The sequence below is a fragment of the Nonlabens sp. genome (assembly GCF_018401815.1).
Lineage (GTDB): Bacteria > Bacteroidota > Bacteroidia > Flavobacteriales > Flavobacteriaceae > Nonlabens.
Genome location: NZ_JAGYKG010000007.1, coordinates 1 through 18,155, shown reverse-complemented (window position 1 = coordinate 18,155; position 18,155 = coordinate 1). Strand labels below are relative to the sequence as shown.

Annotated in this window: 18 protein-coding genes; 5 read left to right on the top strand and 13 right to left on the bottom strand. The window is 39.4% G+C overall.

Translation table 11 applies throughout. The features are described from left to right. Positions 1-148: 148 nt before the first annotated feature. The 4 genes from KG732_RS12305 to KG732_RS12290 all read right to left on the bottom strand — a co-directional run bounded on the left by KG732_RS12305 (position 149) and on the right by KG732_RS12290 (position 4,758). Entirely contained in the window at positions 149-1,162 is a 1,014-nt protein-coding gene (locus KG732_RS12305) for a VWA domain-containing protein (RefSeq protein ID WP_213524196.1), read from the bottom strand. Next, on the bottom strand, positions 1,162-2,808 hold the full coding sequence (locus tag KG732_RS12300) for a hypothetical protein (RefSeq protein ID WP_213524194.1): 1,647 nt from the start codon (positions 2,806-2,808) through the stop codon (positions 1,162-1,164). Before KG732_RS12300 ends, KG732_RS12305 begins: the two co-directional genes overlap by 1 nt. Continuing rightward, positions 2,805-3,668 (bottom strand): DUF58 domain-containing protein, encoded by an 864-nt coding sequence (locus KG732_RS12295; RefSeq protein WP_213524192.1) that lies wholly within the window; start codon positions 3,666-3,668, stop codon positions 2,805-2,807. The genes KG732_RS12300 and KG732_RS12295 overlap by 4 nt, the downstream gene beginning before the upstream one ends. An 85-nt stretch (positions 3,669-3,753) precedes the next feature. Beyond that, positions 3,754-4,758, bottom strand: a complete 1,005-nt coding sequence (locus KG732_RS12290; protein ID WP_213524190.1) for a MoxR family ATPase — start codon at positions 4,756-4,758, stop codon at positions 3,754-3,756. 327 nt (positions 4,759-5,085) lie between these two features. Between KG732_RS12290 and KG732_RS12285 the strand changes: the two genes are divergently transcribed. From KG732_RS12285 to KG732_RS12270, 4 genes are all read left to right on the top strand, one after another. Continuing rightward, positions 5,086-5,841, top strand: a complete 756-nt coding sequence (locus KG732_RS12285) for an SDR family NAD(P)-dependent oxidoreductase (protein WP_213524298.1) — start codon at positions 5,086-5,088, stop codon at positions 5,839-5,841. Positions 5,842-6,118: 277 nt separating this feature from the next. Beyond that, positions 6,119-6,529: a hypothetical protein gene (locus KG732_RS12280; protein ID WP_213524188.1), complete on the top strand. Its 411-nt coding sequence runs from the start codon at positions 6,119-6,121 to the stop codon at positions 6,527-6,529. Further along, the gene (gene hemB / locus KG732_RS12275) at positions 6,507-7,481 is read left to right on the top strand and encodes a porphobilinogen synthase (protein WP_213524186.1); all 975 of its coding nucleotides are present in this window, start codon (positions 6,507-6,509) and stop codon (positions 7,479-7,481) included. Before KG732_RS12280 ends, hemB begins: the two co-directional genes overlap by 23 nt. A gap of 80 nt (positions 7,482-7,561) precedes the next feature. Next, positions 7,562-8,038: a regulatory protein RecX gene (locus KG732_RS12270; protein WP_213524184.1), complete on the top strand. Its 477-nt coding sequence runs from the start codon at positions 7,562-7,564 to the stop codon at positions 8,036-8,038. 14 nt (positions 8,039-8,052) lie between these two features. Here the strand turns inward: KG732_RS12270 and KG732_RS12265 are convergent, their stop codons facing one another. The 7 genes from KG732_RS12265 to KG732_RS12235 all read right to left on the bottom strand — a co-directional run bounded on the left by KG732_RS12265 (position 8,053) and on the right by KG732_RS12235 (position 14,955). Beyond that, positions 8,053-8,925, bottom strand: coding sequence for a cupin-like domain-containing protein (locus KG732_RS12265; protein ID WP_213524182.1), 873 nt, complete (start codon positions 8,923-8,925; stop codon positions 8,053-8,055). A 49-nt stretch (positions 8,926-8,974) separates the two neighbouring features. Then, entirely contained in the window at positions 8,975-10,063 is a 1,089-nt protein-coding gene (gene bioB / locus KG732_RS12260) for a biotin synthase BioB (protein WP_213524180.1), read from the bottom strand. A 125-nt stretch (positions 10,064-10,188) separates the two neighbouring features. Continuing rightward, a complete protein-coding gene (locus tag KG732_RS12255) occupies positions 10,189-11,310 on the bottom strand; it encodes a beta-ketoacyl synthase N-terminal-like domain-containing protein (protein ID WP_213524178.1) in 1,122 nt (373 codons plus the stop codon). Between the two features lie 229 nt (positions 11,311-11,539). Continuing rightward, a complete protein-coding gene (bioA, locus tag KG732_RS12250; RefSeq protein WP_213524176.1) occupies positions 11,540-12,817 on the bottom strand; it encodes an adenosylmethionine--8-amino-7-oxononanoate transaminase in 1,278 nt (425 codons plus the stop codon). Continuing rightward, the gene (gene bioD / locus KG732_RS12245; protein WP_213524174.1) at positions 12,814-13,431 is read right to left on the bottom strand and encodes a dethiobiotin synthase; all 618 of its coding nucleotides are present in this window, start codon (positions 13,429-13,431) and stop codon (positions 12,814-12,816) included. The genes bioA and bioD overlap by 4 nt, the downstream gene beginning before the upstream one ends. Beyond that, positions 13,424-13,837, bottom strand: a complete 414-nt coding sequence (locus KG732_RS12240) for a DUF2007 domain-containing protein (protein WP_213524172.1) — start codon at positions 13,835-13,837, stop codon at positions 13,424-13,426. The genes bioD and KG732_RS12240 overlap by 8 nt, the downstream gene beginning before the upstream one ends. Continuing rightward, complete coding sequence (locus KG732_RS12235; protein WP_213524170.1) at positions 13,834-14,955, bottom strand: pyridoxal phosphate-dependent aminotransferase family protein; 1,122 nt, start codon at positions 14,953-14,955, stop codon at positions 13,834-13,836. The genes KG732_RS12240 and KG732_RS12235 overlap by 4 nt, the downstream gene beginning before the upstream one ends. Before the next feature lie 264 nt (positions 14,956-15,219). Between KG732_RS12235 and KG732_RS12230 the strand changes: the two genes are divergently transcribed. Further along, positions 15,220-15,645 carry an ankyrin repeat domain-containing protein gene (locus tag KG732_RS12230; protein WP_213524168.1) on the top strand — a complete coding sequence of 142 codons (426 nt, stop codon included), beginning with the start codon at positions 15,220-15,222 and terminating at the stop codon, positions 15,643-15,645. A gap of 213 nt (positions 15,646-15,858) precedes the next feature. On the opposite strand, the gene KG732_RS12225 is transcribed toward KG732_RS12230, so the two are convergent. Continuing rightward, positions 15,859-16,134: a F0F1 ATP synthase subunit epsilon gene (locus tag KG732_RS12225; RefSeq protein ID WP_213524166.1), complete on the bottom strand. Its 276-nt coding sequence runs from the start codon at positions 16,132-16,134 to the stop codon at positions 15,859-15,861. A 72-nt stretch (positions 16,135-16,206) separates the two neighbouring features. Next, positions 16,207-17,718, bottom strand: coding sequence for a F0F1 ATP synthase subunit beta (gene atpD, locus KG732_RS12220; protein WP_213524164.1), 1,512 nt, complete (start codon positions 17,716-17,718; stop codon positions 16,207-16,209). Positions 17,719-18,155 lie beyond the last annotated feature (437 nt).

The window sequence follows — 18,155 nt, the reverse complement described above, 5'->3', positions numbered from 1 at the left end:
CTTTCCTCAGGTAAAAAGGTTTCGACTATCGCTCAACCTAACAACTTCTTTTAATTATAAACAGTTCCTTTATATTTTCTACCACTGCTTTTCCAGCTTTAACTGGCAGCGGCTAACCCAAAAACTCTGAACTCAGTACTCATCACCTTTACGCAGCAGTCTTAAAAATAGTATATCTCAATAACAGTTCTACACCTATACCTAATAAGGCCAATAAAACAAGATCTCTGTATTTTTCATCTATGTTATAGAATTCAAATTGCTCGATCTCTGTTTTTTCTAGTTGATCAATCTCGGCATAAATTTCTTTAAGCTTTTTATTATTGTCTGCTCTAAAGTACTTACCACCGGTATCCGCAGCGATTTGTTTCATAAGCTCTTCGTCAATTTCTACAGGTGCCATTCTAAACTGAAATTTTCCATTAGGTAATTGAGCGTAAGGGGACAATGCATTACCGTTAGTTCCTATTCCAATGGTGTAGACCTTAATATCAAATTCTATGGCTAATTCACTAGCAATTTTAGGATCGAGAAAACCGCTGTTGTTCACTCCATCTGTCATTAAAATAATCACTTTGCTCAGCGCTTCACTTTCTTTCAATCTATTTACAGCGGTCGCAAGTCCCATTCCTATAGCAGTACCATTTTCAAGAACACCGTCAAATTTGATGTCTTTAATTGCTTTCAGAGAAATGCTTTCATCTGTGGTGATCGGTGTTTTTGTATAGCTTTCTCCCGCATACACCACAACGCCTATACGGTCGTTAGGCCTTCCATTAATAAATTCTGCAGCAACTTCTTTAGTAGCTTCTAGACGATCAGGTTCAAAGTCTCTAGCCAGCATACTCGCACTTACATCGATGGCAAGAACAATGTCTATACCGTTTGTTGTTTGAGTCTTTGTGGTAACATCAGTTGTTTGAGGTCTTGCGAGGGCAGTGATGATTAAAGTCAAGGCCAGCAATCTCAATACAAAAAGTAAGGGCCTCAATTTCCCTAATAGAGATCCTTTACTTTGAAACCCTTTAATTGAAGAAACTTGTATTTGTGCATGCTGCCTGTTAAAAGTCCAAATGTAAAAAGCGATCACCAATGGCAACGCCAATAACAACCAAAACATTTCTGGTGAAGCAAACTCAATATTTGTAACCCAGTCCATCATTATTCTTTCTTCTTTTTACCATCATCAAAAGATGGAAATACAATAGAGCTTCTCACTCGTTCTCTCAAAATTCTTCCAAATTCGCGATCAGCATCTTCTTCATTATCTTTCTTATTGGTGATGATGATTTGGTCGATACCTACGCGATTAGACATCATAAGAATATCGTACTCATAATCTTCATCATTAAGTTGGTACGTACCTTTTAAGGACACTCCTTTAACTCCATCTATTTCTACCTCATCTTCCAACATCAAGATGTCGGTTGCCCCCATTTTATCTAAAATTATGGTCATATTATCTCTTACCACCTTTGGATCAAGTTCAATTTCTGCATCAGGATCACTTGCTCCTATGGTAAACGTAATGACACCTATATAAAAGTCGTCAGCAATATTTCCAGAAGCAAATTCGTCAATTGAAGAAGCAACCTGTTTAAATACTTCTCCTAAATTGGTACTGTCTTGACGCACTAAAATATCAGGCGAATTCAACTGCACCGGTGGCATGCCGTATTCACTGGTCAACCAGGTCTGCTCCGTAAGTGCTCTTTGAGAGTTACCAAAAATCTGGTCTTTCACGTTATCAAATCCTGCAAGATACCCCCAGATTCCTACCGCTATTCCCAAAGCAACAACAGCAGCTGCTATACCAATTAATATGTTGCGCGTGCGTTTTTTAAGTTCTTGCTTGCGTCTGTAACGCGCATCCTGCATGAGTTCTTCTTCAGTAGGTGGCGGCAATACTTGATGGATATTATTGATAATTTCCATGGTGCGCTGTCGGTCTTCTTTAGCACTTATCGCATCTCCACCAGCAGTAGCAAATTTGACCAAATCGGCTTTTTGAAGGATGTCTTCTAGCCTGGATAGTGTTTTATCAGTAATATGCATGCCTTTTTCAGACATAGCTATCTTTAATTCTTTAATCAATTGTCCCGTAGTGCTTTCTAGAGTATGCCCATAGACTTTAGAATCGATATACCTTCTAATAATGTACGTAAGTTCTGTATAATATTCCTTCCATTCTCGGTTTTCGAGACGACCACTTTCGTCCAATAATTTTAGGCGGTACTTGGTCCATTCAAAAGGCTGTAAGGTTTCTTCATAGGTTTTTTGTTCCCGCTTTCGCGAAAGCAAAACAACAACAATCCCCACAGGAATTAATAGCAATAACCACCACATCCAGTTATAAGAAAGAGTAGATCTATCGGTAATATCTACGGAGTCCTTGATAGGAAACATGCCTTGCTTAGTAGTATCAACAACTACTTCACGCACACTTATCAGAACAGAATCTGATTGAATGCTTCGGTTGTTTTTCAATACCTGCAATCGCGGTACCCAGTAATCCCCCGAGTCAAATTGGGTGATGCCGTATTGCTTGAACAACCTGATTTTATCGGCGATTCTCAAGCTATCTACCGGATAGCTTTGGAGCACTTCCATGGCACCCATAGTCTGTTGCTCTGGAAAAATGATCAAATCACCTAAATCAGCTTCTACGCTGATTCCCAGTTTTACTTCTTCACCTATTTTGATCAAGTCACGATCTACCTTTGTAACTACCTCCGTCTTTGTCTGGTCTTGGGCAGAAGTTATGGCGATGCAAAATAAAAACGCTATGTACACTAATTTTTTGATCATCGTGCTTTAAAGTATCCTAATAGTTTTTTGGTATAATTCTCTCGGGTTTCTAAATCTATAGCGCCTGCATCAGATCTCGTGAACGCATCTTTAAAATAAGCAGCACATTCTTTGTGATAAGCAGCATATTTAATGCGTGCCGATTTAGAGCTGGTGTTAATCAATTGCGACGCCCCTGTTTCTAGATCTTTGAATTGCACGAGTCCCATTTTAGGCATTTCTGCCTCACGCTGGTCATAAACTCTAATTCCAGTAACATCGTGTTTGCGACCTGCAATTTGAAGGGTTTTTTTATAGTCGGCACTCATAAAATCTGACATCACAAATACGATGGCTTTTTTCTTGAGCACCCCTGCTAGAAACTTAAGTGCTCCAGCCACATCTGTTCCAGTACCTTGAGGTTTAAATTCTAGTAATTCTCTGATAATTCTAAGAATATGAAATTTCCCTTTCTTAGGCGGAATGTATAATTCTACCTGGTCGGAAAATAGCAGTAGGCCTACTTTGTCATTGTTTTGCATGGCACTAAAAGCTAGTGTAGCGCACAACTCTGTTATAATTTCTTTTTTAATTTGCTCTTGAGTTCCAAAAAGTGTCGAGCCGCTAATGTCTGCTACCAACATTAAGGTCAATTCCCGTTCCTCTTCAAACACTTTGATATAGGGCTCACTGTATCTAGCGGTTACATTCCAATCAATATTGCGCACATCATCACCAAACTGGTACTCTCGAACCTCGCTAAAAGTCATCCCACGTCCTTTAAACGCACTGTGGTACTCGCCACCAAAAACAGCATCGCTTAATCGACGTGTTTTGATCTCGATCTTACGTACTTTTTTAAGGAGTTCTTGTGTGTTCATTATTCGTTTTCAATTTTCAACAAAAGTATTCTTCAAGTAGTTCCAGATAAAAACTGCCTACTACAACTAAATACTGTCAACTAGATTAGGGTACCTCAATCGTGTTTACGATCTTATTTACGATGTCTTCTGTCGTGTAGTTTTCTGCTTCTGCTTCATAAGTGATTCCTATTCTGTGACGCAATACATCAAGTACTACCGCTCTTACATCTTCAGGAACTACGTAGCCTCGACGTTTTATAAAAGCATAACATTTTGCGGCTTTTGCAAGGTTGATCGATCCACGAGGAGACGCCCCAAAAGAAATTAAGGGTTTCAACTCTGCTAAGTTGTATTTTTCTGGATAACGAGTCGCAAAGACGATGTCTAAAATATACTTCTCGATCTTTTCATCCATGTAGACAATTTCTACTGCATCTTGAGCACGTAAAATTTGTTCAACAGACACTACTGCATTAGGCTCAGGAAAATCTTTCTTAAGATTTGCTCGCATGATAAACTGTTCATCCACAATTGTAGGGTAATCGATGACCGTTTTTAACATAAAACGGTCCATTTGTGCTTCTGGTAACGGATACGTTCCTTCCTGATCTACTGGATTTTGAGTCGCCATTACTAAAAAGGGCTTGTCTAATTTAAATGTGGTATCCCCTATGGTCACCTGCTTTTCTTGCATGGCTTCTAACAACGCACTCTGTACTTTAGCTGGTGCCCGATTCACCTCATCTGCAAGTACAAAGTTGGCAAATATGGGTCCTTTCTTGATATTGAATTCGCCATCTTTCATATTATAGATAAGTGTCCCTACCACATCTGCTGGAAGCAGGTCTGGTGTAAATTGGATTCTTGAAAAAGAACCACTTACTGCCTTAGAAAGTGTTGTAATAGCGAGTGTTTTTGCAAGTCCAGGAACTCCTTCTAATAGAATATGCCCACGACCTAAAAGGCCTATAAGCAAGCGTTCTATCATGTATTGTTGACCTACAATTACCTTATTCATTTCATTAACGAGCAGCTCTACAAACTGACTTTCCAATGCCACTTTTTCATTGATGCTCGCAATATCTACCTGCGTGTTGTGTTGATCCATAAGTATATTTTCTTAAATCCTATTTTGTAAATCTTCTTTTTGTTATTTTACCTCACCATGTCAGGAAATGACAAAAATGCACCCTCATCCAAGAGGGAATTGTTTAAAAGTAGTTAAATTTCGTTTTGGCTCTGTGACTACCAAAGTTAAAGCAGGACATGCTGATATACTTCAAAGAAGTATGGTTTTATGTTATCGATTGTTAACACTTACGCTTTTTCCCATAGGGTATTTTGGTAAACAGGTTCCTTTTATTGTAAAATAAAAACCCTAACATAAATCCAACAGATCACCAGTAGCTTTTCCCTATTTTTGTTAGAAAGATCCATTATGAAAACAGCACTAATAACCGGAGCAACAAGCGGAATAGGACTAGCTACAGCACAAACACTTGCCAAAAATAATTTTGCGTTAGTGCTGTGTGGGCGCAATAAAGAAAAATTAAACGAATTAAAACAAGAGCTTTCTCAACAGGTTCCTGTAGAAACGCTATGCTTTGATGTGCGCGATCAAAAAACAGTAGCGCAACAAATCCACAGCCTTACCCAATCTCCTTTTGATAAGATTGATGTCCTAATTAATAATGCGGGAAATGCTCATGGATTAGACCCTATAGACAAAGGCAGCATAGAAGATTGGGATGCGATGATGGATATCAATGTCAAAGGCCTGCTGTATGTCAGTCATGCCGTAATGCCACAAATGCGCGAGCGTAAAAGCGGTCACATCATCAACATAGGTTCTACGGCAGGAAAAGAAGTCTATCCTAACGGAAATGTATATTGCGGTTCTAAACATGCTGTCGATGCCATTACGACTGGAATGCGACTGGATTTAAACCCCTACCACATTAGAGTCGGTGCTGTAAGTCCAGGGCTCGTACAAACTAACTTTAGCGAGGTGCGATTTAAAGGAGATACAGAAAGAGCAGATAAGGTATATCAAGGCTACATGCCCTTACAACCTCAAGATGTGGCTGATGTCATTCTATTTGCGCTGACCAGACCAGCACACGTAAATATTGCCGATCTTACCGTAATGTGCACCGCACAAGCAAGCAGTACGGTTTTAAAGAAGGAATAATTTATTCCCGAAATCGCTTTTCCCAAAGGGTAGAATTAATTCTATCCTTTGGGAAAAGAACTAATAAAAGCAGTTCCCTTTTTCAAAGGGAAAACAGAGCTTGTGCCGATGAATATAGGTATTGGCGACGAGCGTAGCGAGCAACCAAAAGGATTTTACGGTTAGGGAACAGAAACTAAATAAACTAATGAAAACCATTCCAATAGATCCCTAATAAATTTGGATCAAACACTGTAATTAAAAAAGGACATAATTTACCATATTTTTTGAAAGGATCATGAAAAAACTACTTCTCCTATTTTCCATAGTTACTATCGCATCCTGCACCCAAAGCTTAGAACCCTCCATAGAAAATATCAATTCCATATTTCAAAGTAAAGATTTTACAAGTGAATATATTCGTGACAGTCATGATAAAGAATCCATGAGCTTTAGAGATGATTACATCGTCTATAAAAAAGCTGAAGGAGTTAAAAGGAGAACCATTACTTATAAAGAAGCCCTTTTTATCAATGACTTTATACAAAACCAATTCCAGTCTCATAAATACAACAATTCAGAAACTGCTGTTATCGCTATTTTAAATACCTTAAAGAAAGTAACTTTGAAAATTGCTAACGATGCGATGGATTACCACAACCTCATCAATAAACTAGATTTAGAATATGTATCCGCTAAGAAGAAATAGAAGATTAAGAACTAGTGCCTCGGTAAGATCTCTGGTACAACAGACCTTGATTTCACCAAATGATTTTATTGTTCCATTATTTATAGTAGAAGGAAAAGGCATCAAAGAAGAAATTGCTTCTATGCCCAATTATTACCGTTACAGTCTGGATCTTTTAAAGAAAGAAGTACAATTACTTTGGAGTATGGGGCTGAAAAGTGTGTTGCTTTTTGTTAAAGTACCTGACGAATTAAAAGATAATAAAGGAACAGAAGCTTTAAATAAAGAAGGCCTTATGCAACGCGCTATCAAAACCGTTAAAGAAGTTGCTCCAGAACTATACGTCATGACTGATGTGGCTCTGGACCCTTATTCCAGTTACGGTCACGATGGTATTGTAGAAAATCACAAGATTATAAACGATGCGACTTGTGAAGTACTCGCACAGATGAGCGTTTCACACGCACAAGCTGGGGCTGACATGGTGGCTCCTAGCGATATGATGGACGGCCGTATTCTATATATCAGAGAAGCACTAGAAAAAGAAGGATTTACTGATACCGGAATCATGAGCTACTCAGCAAAATATGCAAGTGCCTTTTATGGTCCTTTTAGAGATGCGCTGGATAGTGCGCCAGGTTTTGGAGATAAAAAATCCTATCAAATGGACCCAGCTAACCGCAGTGAAGCCATCAAAGAAACCTTAATGGATATCGATGAAGGAGCAGATATAGTTATGGTAAAACCAGGGTTGTGCTACTTGGACATCGTTAGAGATATTAAAAATGAAGTGAATGTTCCCGTAAGCGTGTATCAAGTAAGCGGCGAGTATGCCATGCTTAAAGCAGCTGCCGAAAGAGGCTGGCTCAACCACGATGCCGTAATGATGGAACAAGTCACCGCCATCAAAAGAGCAGGGGCTGACTTGATTGCCAGTTATTTTGCTAAAGATGTGGTAAAGTTGATTTCTTAATTACAATCCTGAAACTCCTGTTCAAAAACCAAGAAACAGCACCTATTGAAATCGGGTTGAAAACTTAATCAAACTACTTCATGCAAAAAGATTCGTACACCGTAGAAGAGGCTACTCGTTCCATCGAGAGGTACTGCGCCTATCAAGAACGCTGTCATAAGGATGTGGAAGATAAGTTGAAGAGTATGGGGGTGATTCAGCTCGCCATAGATGAGATCATCCCGCATTTGATTCATCACAAATTTTTGAATGAGACCCGCTATGCCGAATCTTTTGCTCGAGGGAAATTCCGTATTAAAAAATGGGGCAGGGTTCGTATTGTACGCGAACTTAAAATGAAAGGACTGAACGAGCGTACTATAAAAGAAGGTCTTAAAGAGATTTCTAATGATGATTATGAAATTGCTTTTGATGCGCTTTCGCGAAAGCGGTTAGAACAACTCACAACGGAAACCGACAACTACAAAAAACGCAAAAAACTAGCTGATTACTTGCTCTATAGAGGTTGGGAAAGCCATCTGGTTTATGCCAAAACAGTAGAACTCATTCCTAATTAGTTGTAAAACTGGGATCAACGATATTTATTCAGATACTCGTGCGTCCTTACAATCGCCTGATTGTTTTTATAGTCGATCCATTCCTGCCCTTTGCGTTTGCGCATGAAATTATCATAATGACGCATTACTAACAAATTGTACAGCGCCTTCCCTAAGTTTTTAATTTTTCTAGGGTACGACCTTAAGCTTATAGAAAATCCTGGAGTGAGGTAATGCATGAAGTGCCAGTATCCTTCTGGCATGTACAACATTTCCCCGTGTTGGAGCTCGCAAACATAACCATGGGCTTTTTGCAAAGCAGGCCATTTTTCAAAATCTGGGTCTGTAAAATCAATATCTTCCCTAGCAATTAAAGAATGTGGGACGCGATACAAATAGGGGGACTGGTCTGGCGGAAAAATAACACACCTCTTTTTACCATGAAATTGAAAATGCAGGATGTTGGTAACGTCAATATCAAAATGCATAAACACCTTGGAATCAGTTCCTCCAAAAAACATCATCGGCAAGCCTTTGATCAATTTCATTCCCAACTTCGGAAACTTATAATCGGCTTGAAGAGAGGGAACTTCTTTTAATATATTGTAGAGAAAGATTCTAAAGTTAGTAGGTTTTTCTTCTAGCAAGTCTATATATGCAGACATTTTCATTTCGGCATGTGCTTCATTAAATCCTTCATCATGCGCTACCGGGCGGTCATCATACAAAGGAACTATTTTATCTCCCGCAACTTGTTTGATGTATGCTAGATGCCACTTTTCATAAGCAGGCCAGTCTTCTGTTAGTTTTTCAATAACTACAGGTCGCTGTGGTTGAAGGTGATTTTTGACAAAATCATCTTTACACATTGTCGGTACACGTGGTATTTCTTGAAGATTAAGAGCCATAAACAACTATTTGATTAAGAAGTTAAGGGGACTAATACAACTTCAATAACTATGCTTTAAAAGTTTTAGCTGTTTGTTTGGCTTGCTCGTTACGTTCAATTTTATGATCAGGACGTGTCCATCTGGGTTTTTCACCTTGATCTTTATAAACAGAATATTGGGCTTCTACAGTTTCCGGCTGTGCCTTTTTTACAAATGGCTTCATAGGCTCCAATCCTAATAATTCAAACATTCTCATGTCTTCATTGACATCTGGATTAGGAGTTGTTAATAGTTTATCCCCTGCGAAGATGGAGTTGGCGCCTGCAAAGAAACACATCGCCTGTCCTTCGCGGCTCATATCGGTGCGACCTGCACTCAACCTCACCTGAGTTTGCGGCATGACGATACGAGTAGTTGCCACCATACGTATCATTTCCCATATAGAAACGGGCTGTTGCTCTTCTAGTGGAGTACCTTCAACTGCAACTAACGCATTGATAGGAGTACTTTCTGGCTGCGGACTTAAACTAGATAAAGCCACTAACATTCCTGCGCGATCTTCTATGTTTTCACCCATTCCTATAATCCCACCGCTACAAACCGTAACATTAGTTTTACGTACGTTACCAATCGTATCCAGACGGTCTTGATAACCACGAGTAGAGATCACTTCTTTATAGTATTCTTCAGAACTGTCTAAGTTGTGGTTATAAGCATATAGTCCTGCCTCGGCAAGTCGGTGTGCTTGGTTCTCAGTGATCATCCCTAAAGTGCAACACACTTCCATGTCCAATTTATTGATGGTACGCACCATTTCAAGGACTTGGTCAAATTCTGGCCCGTCTTTTACATTTCTCCAAGCTGCACCCATACAAACACGAGAACTACCATTAGATTTTGCTCTTAAGGCTTGTGCTTTAACTTGTTGTACAGACATCAAATCATTTCCTTCTATGTCTGTATGGTAACGAGCAGCTTGGGGGCAATACCCGCAATCTTCTGGACAACCGCCTGTTTTAATAGAAAGAAGTGTAGCGACCTGTACTTGATTTGGGTTGTGAAATTCTCTGTGAATGGTTGCTGCGTCGTATAATAAACTCATAATGGGTCTATTATATATCTCCAATACTTCTTCTTTAGTCCAGTTGTGTCTCATAATCCTCTTCTAGTTGAATAAGTAAAAATAAGGATTCTTAAAGTATTCCTTACAAGGATTTAAGGATAAAGAAATATTAGATACGCGTTAAAAAGAATCTAAAAATCCTCCCCTATAAGTGCCCATTACCGCTCTACCAACAAACTTACCGCATTACCTCCAAATCCAGTCGCATTGATTAAAATACGCTTAGGAATTCTTACGTCTCCCCTCGGGTTCACAAAAGATTCTTTTAAATAAGGAATTTTAAATAGCTCCTCTGATTGTAGCATTTCGATAGCCATTCTTAGATTAAGGGCACCACTAGCCCCAAGAACGTGGCCTAGTTGCCATTTATTATTACACAAATAGGGGTAGTTTTTACCAAAAACTGCTATTATCGCGGTAACCTCTGCTTTATCGCCTTTAATAGTTCCTGGCGCGTGTGTAATAATCGCATCTACCGTTTCTAGATCTATGCGCGCTACAGCCTGTTTCATGGAACCCTGTAGGCACGTTCCGTTTTCTGTAAGGGATGTAGCACTTTTTAATTTTTCAATAGCACTTCCATAACCAGTGATTTTAGCCAGGCTATCTTTATCTTCTTTAGAAAGTAAAAAACAGGCGGCAGCCTCTCCTAAAATCATTGAATTTTGGGACTTATCTAAATCCAGTGACTTACAAGGGTAAGGAATACTATCTCTAGAATAAATACGCATTGCTTGCATTTGGGCTACGGTAAACTCTGTCAATGCCGCTTCACTTCCACCAGCGATAAAACTCGTTGCCATACCGCTTTCTAACCAAGCAATAGCATTAAGAATCGCATGAGAGGCTGTAGCACAAGTAATGCTATGAGAAAAAGCTGTGCCTTTCAATCCCAAATCTTGAGCTACCCAAGAAGAAATATTGCCAAGAGTAGTTAATGGAGAGGTAGCTGTTGGAACGGTTCCGCTTTCGCGAAAGCGAGAGTGATACTTCTCCCACAATCCTGTAGCACCACGACTAGAACCTATGTTTACGGCCGTTTGCTCTGGAATATTGTTTAAGGACCTGGCTGCAAAAAGCGCCAGCTGCACACTGCGATCCAAAAATTTATAAGCCTTATGATCTTTTAAAAATGCCTGCAATTGTCCTTCCTTCTCTTTGGAAATAGGACTGATCCAAGTTTTATTTTTTTTTTCAAAACAATGAACGGACCTTAGACTCGTAAATGAATCTACTGCGGCAATCATCGCTGCATCGTTGATGTAAATAGGGTTTTTCACTTGCTTTTTAACTCTTGCAAAAATCGTCAAAAGAAGTCAGACTTAGAATAAATAGAAGAAAAAGAATCCAACGCATTGTACCTGTAAAATAAAGCATCGCGAGTTTTTGAAAACTTGGCAAAACGGCTGGCATTTTTTGGAATATTTATGCCCTGGCTATTAAATACAACTCCCTATCTAAAAAAAATATGCTATTAAAACTCTACTCGTAACCTAATCGTTGAAAAAATTAGACCCCCTGAACTATAAATTCTTCTAACAACTCATAGATAAAATTCATTTCTTGCTCCGAGCTGGTATAAGGAGGTACTATATAAATTGTTTTACCTAGCGGTCTTAAAAACAAACCACGCTGCCAAAACCATTGAAACATCTCATTGCGTTTGTTTCCATAGCGCTCCATTTCTACAGCGAGATCAATAGCGAGAATCACCCCTTTTGCTCGCACTGCAGCAACGCCTATATGAGATTCAATTTTTATTTTAAACCCTAGGTTAGACCTTGTTATTCGTTTGATATTTTCCTGAATCTCTTCGGAAATTAACAAATCTATTGCTGCACTAGCAACAGCGCATCCTAATGGGTTTCCCGAATAGGTATGACCATGAAATAGCCCTTTAGCTAATTCATCATCGTAAAAAGCATCGTAAATATCTGAAGTACAAGAAGTAACTGCCATAGGCATGATGCCCCCAGTGAGTGCCTTAGAAAGACACATCACGTCTGGCTTTGCACCTATTTGATCGCTGGCAAAGTAGGTCCCTGTTTTACCAAAACCAGTCATCACTTCATCGGCAATCGCAATCACGCCCTGTTGCTGGAATTTGTTAATTACTTGGCACAAAGCCTCATTATCATGAAGCTGCATCGCTGCTGCTCCTTGAACTAATGGTTCATAGATAAAACTTGAAATTTGCTGTTGTTCTAGAATGCGATCAACAAGTTGTAACACCTGATCTAAATTCTCTTTTGTCGGTGCTGGAATACGCACCACATCAATAAAAAAATCTTCAAAGGGTCCATTATAAACAGACAATCCGCTGGCACTCATCGCTCCAAAAGTGTCTCCGTGGAACCCATTTTCTAATGCTACCACTGTATTCCGTTGCTCCCCTTTATTAAAATGGTACTGAAACGCCATTTTTAACCCTATCTCCACACTGGTAGAACCATTCTCAGAAAAAAACAGCTTCTGCTGATTGTCAGGCAAGATGGCTATGAGCTTCTTTCCCAAAGTGGCTACTGGCTCATGGGTCATTCCAGCAAAGACGATATGGTGCAATTGATCCACTTGATGTTTGATCGCATTAGTTAGAACGGGATTAGTATGTCCATAACTACAGGTATACCAACTTGATATTCCGTCAAAATACTTCTTTCCCTCAAAATCATACAAGTAATTTCCCTTTGCATGAGAAATAGCAATAGGTGCTGAAGCCGTTTTATGTTGCGTAAGCGGGTGCCATATAAAACGCGCATCATTTTTTAGAATTTCTTCCTTTTTCATAATGCTTTTAGAACTTTTTCAAATTTTAAGGCATAGGCAGAAACAACAGCCGCACTTATTTCTTGTTCTCTTGTTATGTGACCCAAAGTTGTTAATCCTGTCATTTTTTCAATCACTTCGATAGTACCATCAAGATCAACGTGGTTGTAAATAATACCTACACAGTTCAAGCCTTTAGCTTTTAAAAGCGCTACACTAAGTAAGGTATGATTGATACTTCCTAAATAACCAGAACTCACTAAGATCACTTGATCCTCAGGGCTGATTAAATCAACAATTGTTGCTTGATCATTAATAGGAACCAGCAATCCTCCAGCACCTTCTATAACCAAAGTGTTTTCTGTTTTAGGACGTATAATTTTTGCAAGGTCTATGGTGATTCCATCAATTTCAGCTGCCTTATGCGGACTCATAGGCGTATAAAGTCGGTAGGCTTCTGGATGGATCTGGGTTTTAGAATTGTTGATAAGACTAGCAATAGTAGCTTTGTCCATTTCTTCTAGACCACTCTGTATAGGTTTCCAGTAATCGGCTTGTAGTGCTTGTGTCACAATTGCTGCAACCACTGTTTTACCTACATCAGTTCCTATTCCGGTAATAAAAATATTACTCATTTACATTAAATTTAGTTTGACAGTTTTTACACTCGTAATTAAATGAATTCGTGAATGGAAAAATACTTAAGCCTATAGCGATCATTTTTTCAGATAAGGAGCCTGCGGTTTCTATAACTCGCCTATCTCTAGCATCCACTTTTTTGCAACTAGGGCATTTGATGTATTCTACTCGATGTTTCAACATATCTGGATTAGACTGTTCAATGATTCCCATTGCTTTTATATAATCTTCTTTGTGTACCTGCATTTTCACACCACCTATCGCATTAGAGATCAATGGGTCTGCAGCCACAGTAAATTCGTCTTTTAAAAAAACCATCACCTGCTCACTTTCTAATCTCCCTTTTACTGCTAGTGCTTCTGCAGGATAGGCAAATACGGCCACGGTTCTGAATTTACTCATAAGTTTTTTAAGGTTTTGGCAAGTAATTTCAACATGCCTTCTATTTCTTTTTCTGTATTAAAACTGTGTAAGCACACTCGCAGGCGCTCTTCTCCCTGATGTACGGTAGGAGATAGAATAGCTCGTACATCATAGCCATTTTCTTTTAATACACTTGCCGTCTTTTTTACTTTGTCGTTTTTTGGAATGATACATACTTGGATGGCGGTCTCGCTTTCGCGAAAGCGCAATCTCAAACCATTTTGCAGCACTAGTTTATTAAAAAGTGTAATGTTTTGGGTTAATTGAGAGAGGGTACCTTCACGCTGACTCAAAGTGCGGTAACCATAAGCAATAGATCGCAACGAATGCTCTGGAAGCGCAGTGGTATAAATAAAACTACGGGCATAATTGATCAAATATTCCTTAAGGTCTTCACTCCCTAAAATAGCGGCACCATGGCAGCCCAAAGCTTTGCCAAAGGTCATCACTCGAGCAAAAATATCATTTTCTACATCCAGCTTTTGTGCGAGACCAGCGCCGTTTTTTCCTATAACACCCAAGGCATGCGCCTCATCCAAAATCAGGTGCGCATTCTCAAATCGCTTTACTAATGCTATTAATTTCTTAAGATCCGGCATATCACCATCCATAGAAAAAACAGACTCTGTGATGACATACACCTCGCGCTCCTCTTCCTCGCTGAATTTGGACAATAAAATCTCGAGGTGATCTAAATCGTTGTGACGGTATTTCAAGGATTTGGCTTGAGAGAGCTGGATCCCATCGCGTATACTGGCATGCACCAACTGGTCAAAAAGGATCAAATCGGCTCGATCTGTAAGTGCGGGAATCAGCCCAATGTTTGCGTCATATCCTGAATTGAACAGCAATGCCGCCGGCGCGTTGTGAAACTGAGCAATTTGTGCTTCTACTTCATCATGCAACTCGCTATGACCAGAAAGCAGGCGACTGCCAGTTGCTCCATTAGAGGAATAGGTTGCTGATGGCGCCAATTTTGAAAACCCCAGGTAGTCGTTAGACGCAAAATCTACAAGACCTTTATTTACAGTGAGTTTGCGCAAACTTCCTGAGAAGTGACGCATACCTAAAAGAGCTTGTAGTTTATCTGGAAGCATGCTGTAAAAATAAGGAAAGCGAAATCACAAACCACATTTTGCTTGTTGATAATTCAAGGTAGTATTTGCAAGTTTTCTAGTAGGAATAATCAATTGGATACCAGCCTTGGCTATAAAGTGAAATCGCTTGAAAAGGGTCTTGATGCCAGTACAACTTTATAGTGCAAAAGGTAGAAAAGTAGTCCCTACCAAAAATCTGTGATCAAACTACTAAAAGGTTTGAACCGATAGTGTTATATTAGCAACTCTTAAAACCTAATAATAATGAAAAAAGTCCTTTTTATTCTCGCTCTTATCCTAGCAGGAACAGCAAGTGCTCAAGATCTAACTAAAGACATGACTATTGCTCTGAAGAATGATAGCCCTAGAGACCTTAAAATTTTAGTTAACGACACCAACAAAAACGAATGCCTGCAAGCTGGCACAAGGAAAGCAACTCTTCTACAACTAGCTGTTCAAATGGGAAGCTCAGATGTTGCTCTATACCTTATGACAGAAGCTAAAGTAGATGTCAACAAAGCATGTAACGATAACACTCCATTAATGTGGGCCGCAAAAATGGGTCGTGCTGATCTGGTAGCTCAACTATTAGATGCTGGAGCCGATACGTCTATTCAAGTAGATGGAACAACTGCTCTTCAACTCGCCGTGACCAATGGTAATGAAGCTACAATTAAGTTGTTGAAATAATAACAATGCCACTCCATAGAGCGGTTGTACTTTAGGCCAACTGTTTTTAAACAATTAAAATCAATCCTTTGGAATATGCTTCAAAGGATTTTTTATTGAATAGTATCCAGGCCTAAAGGGATCAAGTCTCTGATATGGTATAACTTCTAATCATAAGAAAAGCCTCTATCAAAATGATAAAGGCTTTCTAATATTTTTAAAACACGTCTTGCTTTAGTCTGCTAAAACAATGGCTTTGTTATCTTTCATTTCTAGAACTCCGCCAGTAATAGCAAAGTTAGTAGTACCGTCTGCTTTTGTAAACAAATCAGCAACAGATTCTTCAAGTGCTACACTTCCAAAAATCTTAATAGCTCCTTTAGTAAGCAAGGATACCACTGGCGCGTGATTGTCTAGCATCTGAAACTGGCCGTTAATACCAGGTACAGCAACTGATTCTACCTCCCCTTTAAAAAGGGTCATCTCTGGTGTAACTATTTCTAAAATCATCTTTATTTAGTTTTCAGTTCCAGTTTACAGTCCCAGTAAGACGGGTTGCTGAGGCTGCTACTGTTTACTTATTTATGCTTCAGCAAGCATTTTTTCTCCTGCCTCGATAGCCTCTTCAATAGTTCCTTTAAGGTTAAATGCACTTTCTGGAAGGTGATCTAACTCTCCGTCCATAATCATGTTAAAACCTTTGATGGTATCCTTAATATCAACTAACACACCTTTAAGACCAGTAAACTGCTCTGCTACGTGGAATGGTTGAGATAAGAAACGTTGCACGCGACGTGCACGGTTAACCGCCATTTTATCTTCTTCAGATAATTCTTCCATACCTAAGATGGCAATAATATCTTGTAATTCTTTATAACGCTGTAACAACTCTTTTACGCGAGTGGCGCAATCGTAATGCTCATTACCTAAAATGTCTGCAGCAAGAATACGAGAGGTAGAATCTAGTGGATCTACCGCTGGATAAATTCCAAGCTCTGCAATTTTACGAGAAAGTACTGTAGTTGCATCAAGGTGAGCAAAAGTTGTTGCTGGCGCTGGATCGGTTAAATCATCTGCAGGTACGTAAACCGCTTGTACAGAGGTAATAGATCCTTTTTTAGTAGAGGTAATTCGTTCCTGCATCGCACCCATTTCTGTGGCTAGAGTAGGCTGATAACCTACTGCAGACGGCATACGACCTAAAAGAGCCGACACCTCAGAACCTGCTTGAGTAAAACGGAAGATGTTATCCACAAAGAAAAGAACGTCTTTTCCTTGTCCATCTCCAGCTCCATCGCGGAAATACTCTGCAATGGTAAGACCAGAAAGTGCTACACGAGCACGTGCTCCTGGTGGCTCATTCATTTGTCCAAATACGAAAGTTGCTTTTGATTCTCTCATTCCGGCTTTATCCACCTTCTGAAGATCCCAACCGCCTTCTTCCATAGAATGCATGAAATCGTCACCGTATTTTATAATTCCTGATTCTAACATCTCACGTAAAAGGTCATTTCCTTCACGTGTGCGTTCACCAACTCCGGCAAATACAGAAAGTCCTCCGTGACCTTTTGCAATGTTGTTGATCAATTCTTGAATCAATACTGTTTTACCAACTCCTGCACCTCCAAAAAGCCCGATCTTCCCTCCTTTTGCATAAGGCTCAATAAGGTCGATTACTTTAATCCCAGTAAAAAGCACTTCAGTAGAAGTGGAAAGGTCTTCAAATGCTGGTGCATCTCTGTGAATAGAAAGTCCATCTTTTCCGGTTTTAGGAAGATTCCCCAAACCATCAATGGCGTCACCGATCACATTAAATAGACGGCCGTAGACGTCATCACCTATAGGCATCTTGATAGGATTACCAGTAGCATGAACCACGGTACCGCGACTAAGCCCATCTGTAGAATCCATTGAAATTGTTCTTACCGTGCTCTCACCAATATGAGATTGTACTTCAAGTACTAGTAAGGAACCATCTTTTTTGGTGATTTCTAGTGAATCATAAATTTTAGGAAGTGCGCCTTCTGCACTATCAAATGTTACATCTACCACCGGTCCGATGATCTGTGAAACGCTACCTGTAATTTGAGACATTTATATAATGTTTTAAAACTTAAAAAGATACAGCTTTTTGCGGCTGTTTTTCGAAGTGCAAAGATACTGCTTTACAATATAAAAAAACACGGTGTTTTTCAATTTTTTTCTGACCTGACTTGCATATGGGGCTTCCTCTTCTTGTTTCTACTGTACGTAGCTTTATGTAGACTGTTACAGTGCTGGCTTCTGCTTTCGCCCTGAGCGATCTCATAACAAGCGATAGTAATCAACTTAAAAAGCCACTTCTTGTGGAAGTGGCTTTTTAAAAAAATGAATTAATTATGTTATTCTACCGTAGTTGTTTAATCTTATGGGTGTGTAAATGTAACCCCTTTCTACTTTCCCAACTCAAATCCCATTCTTTTTATGTAGATAGAAAGGTTACTCTTGTTCCACTCCTTATTTGTGGAGGTTCGAAAACCCTCTTTATTCAA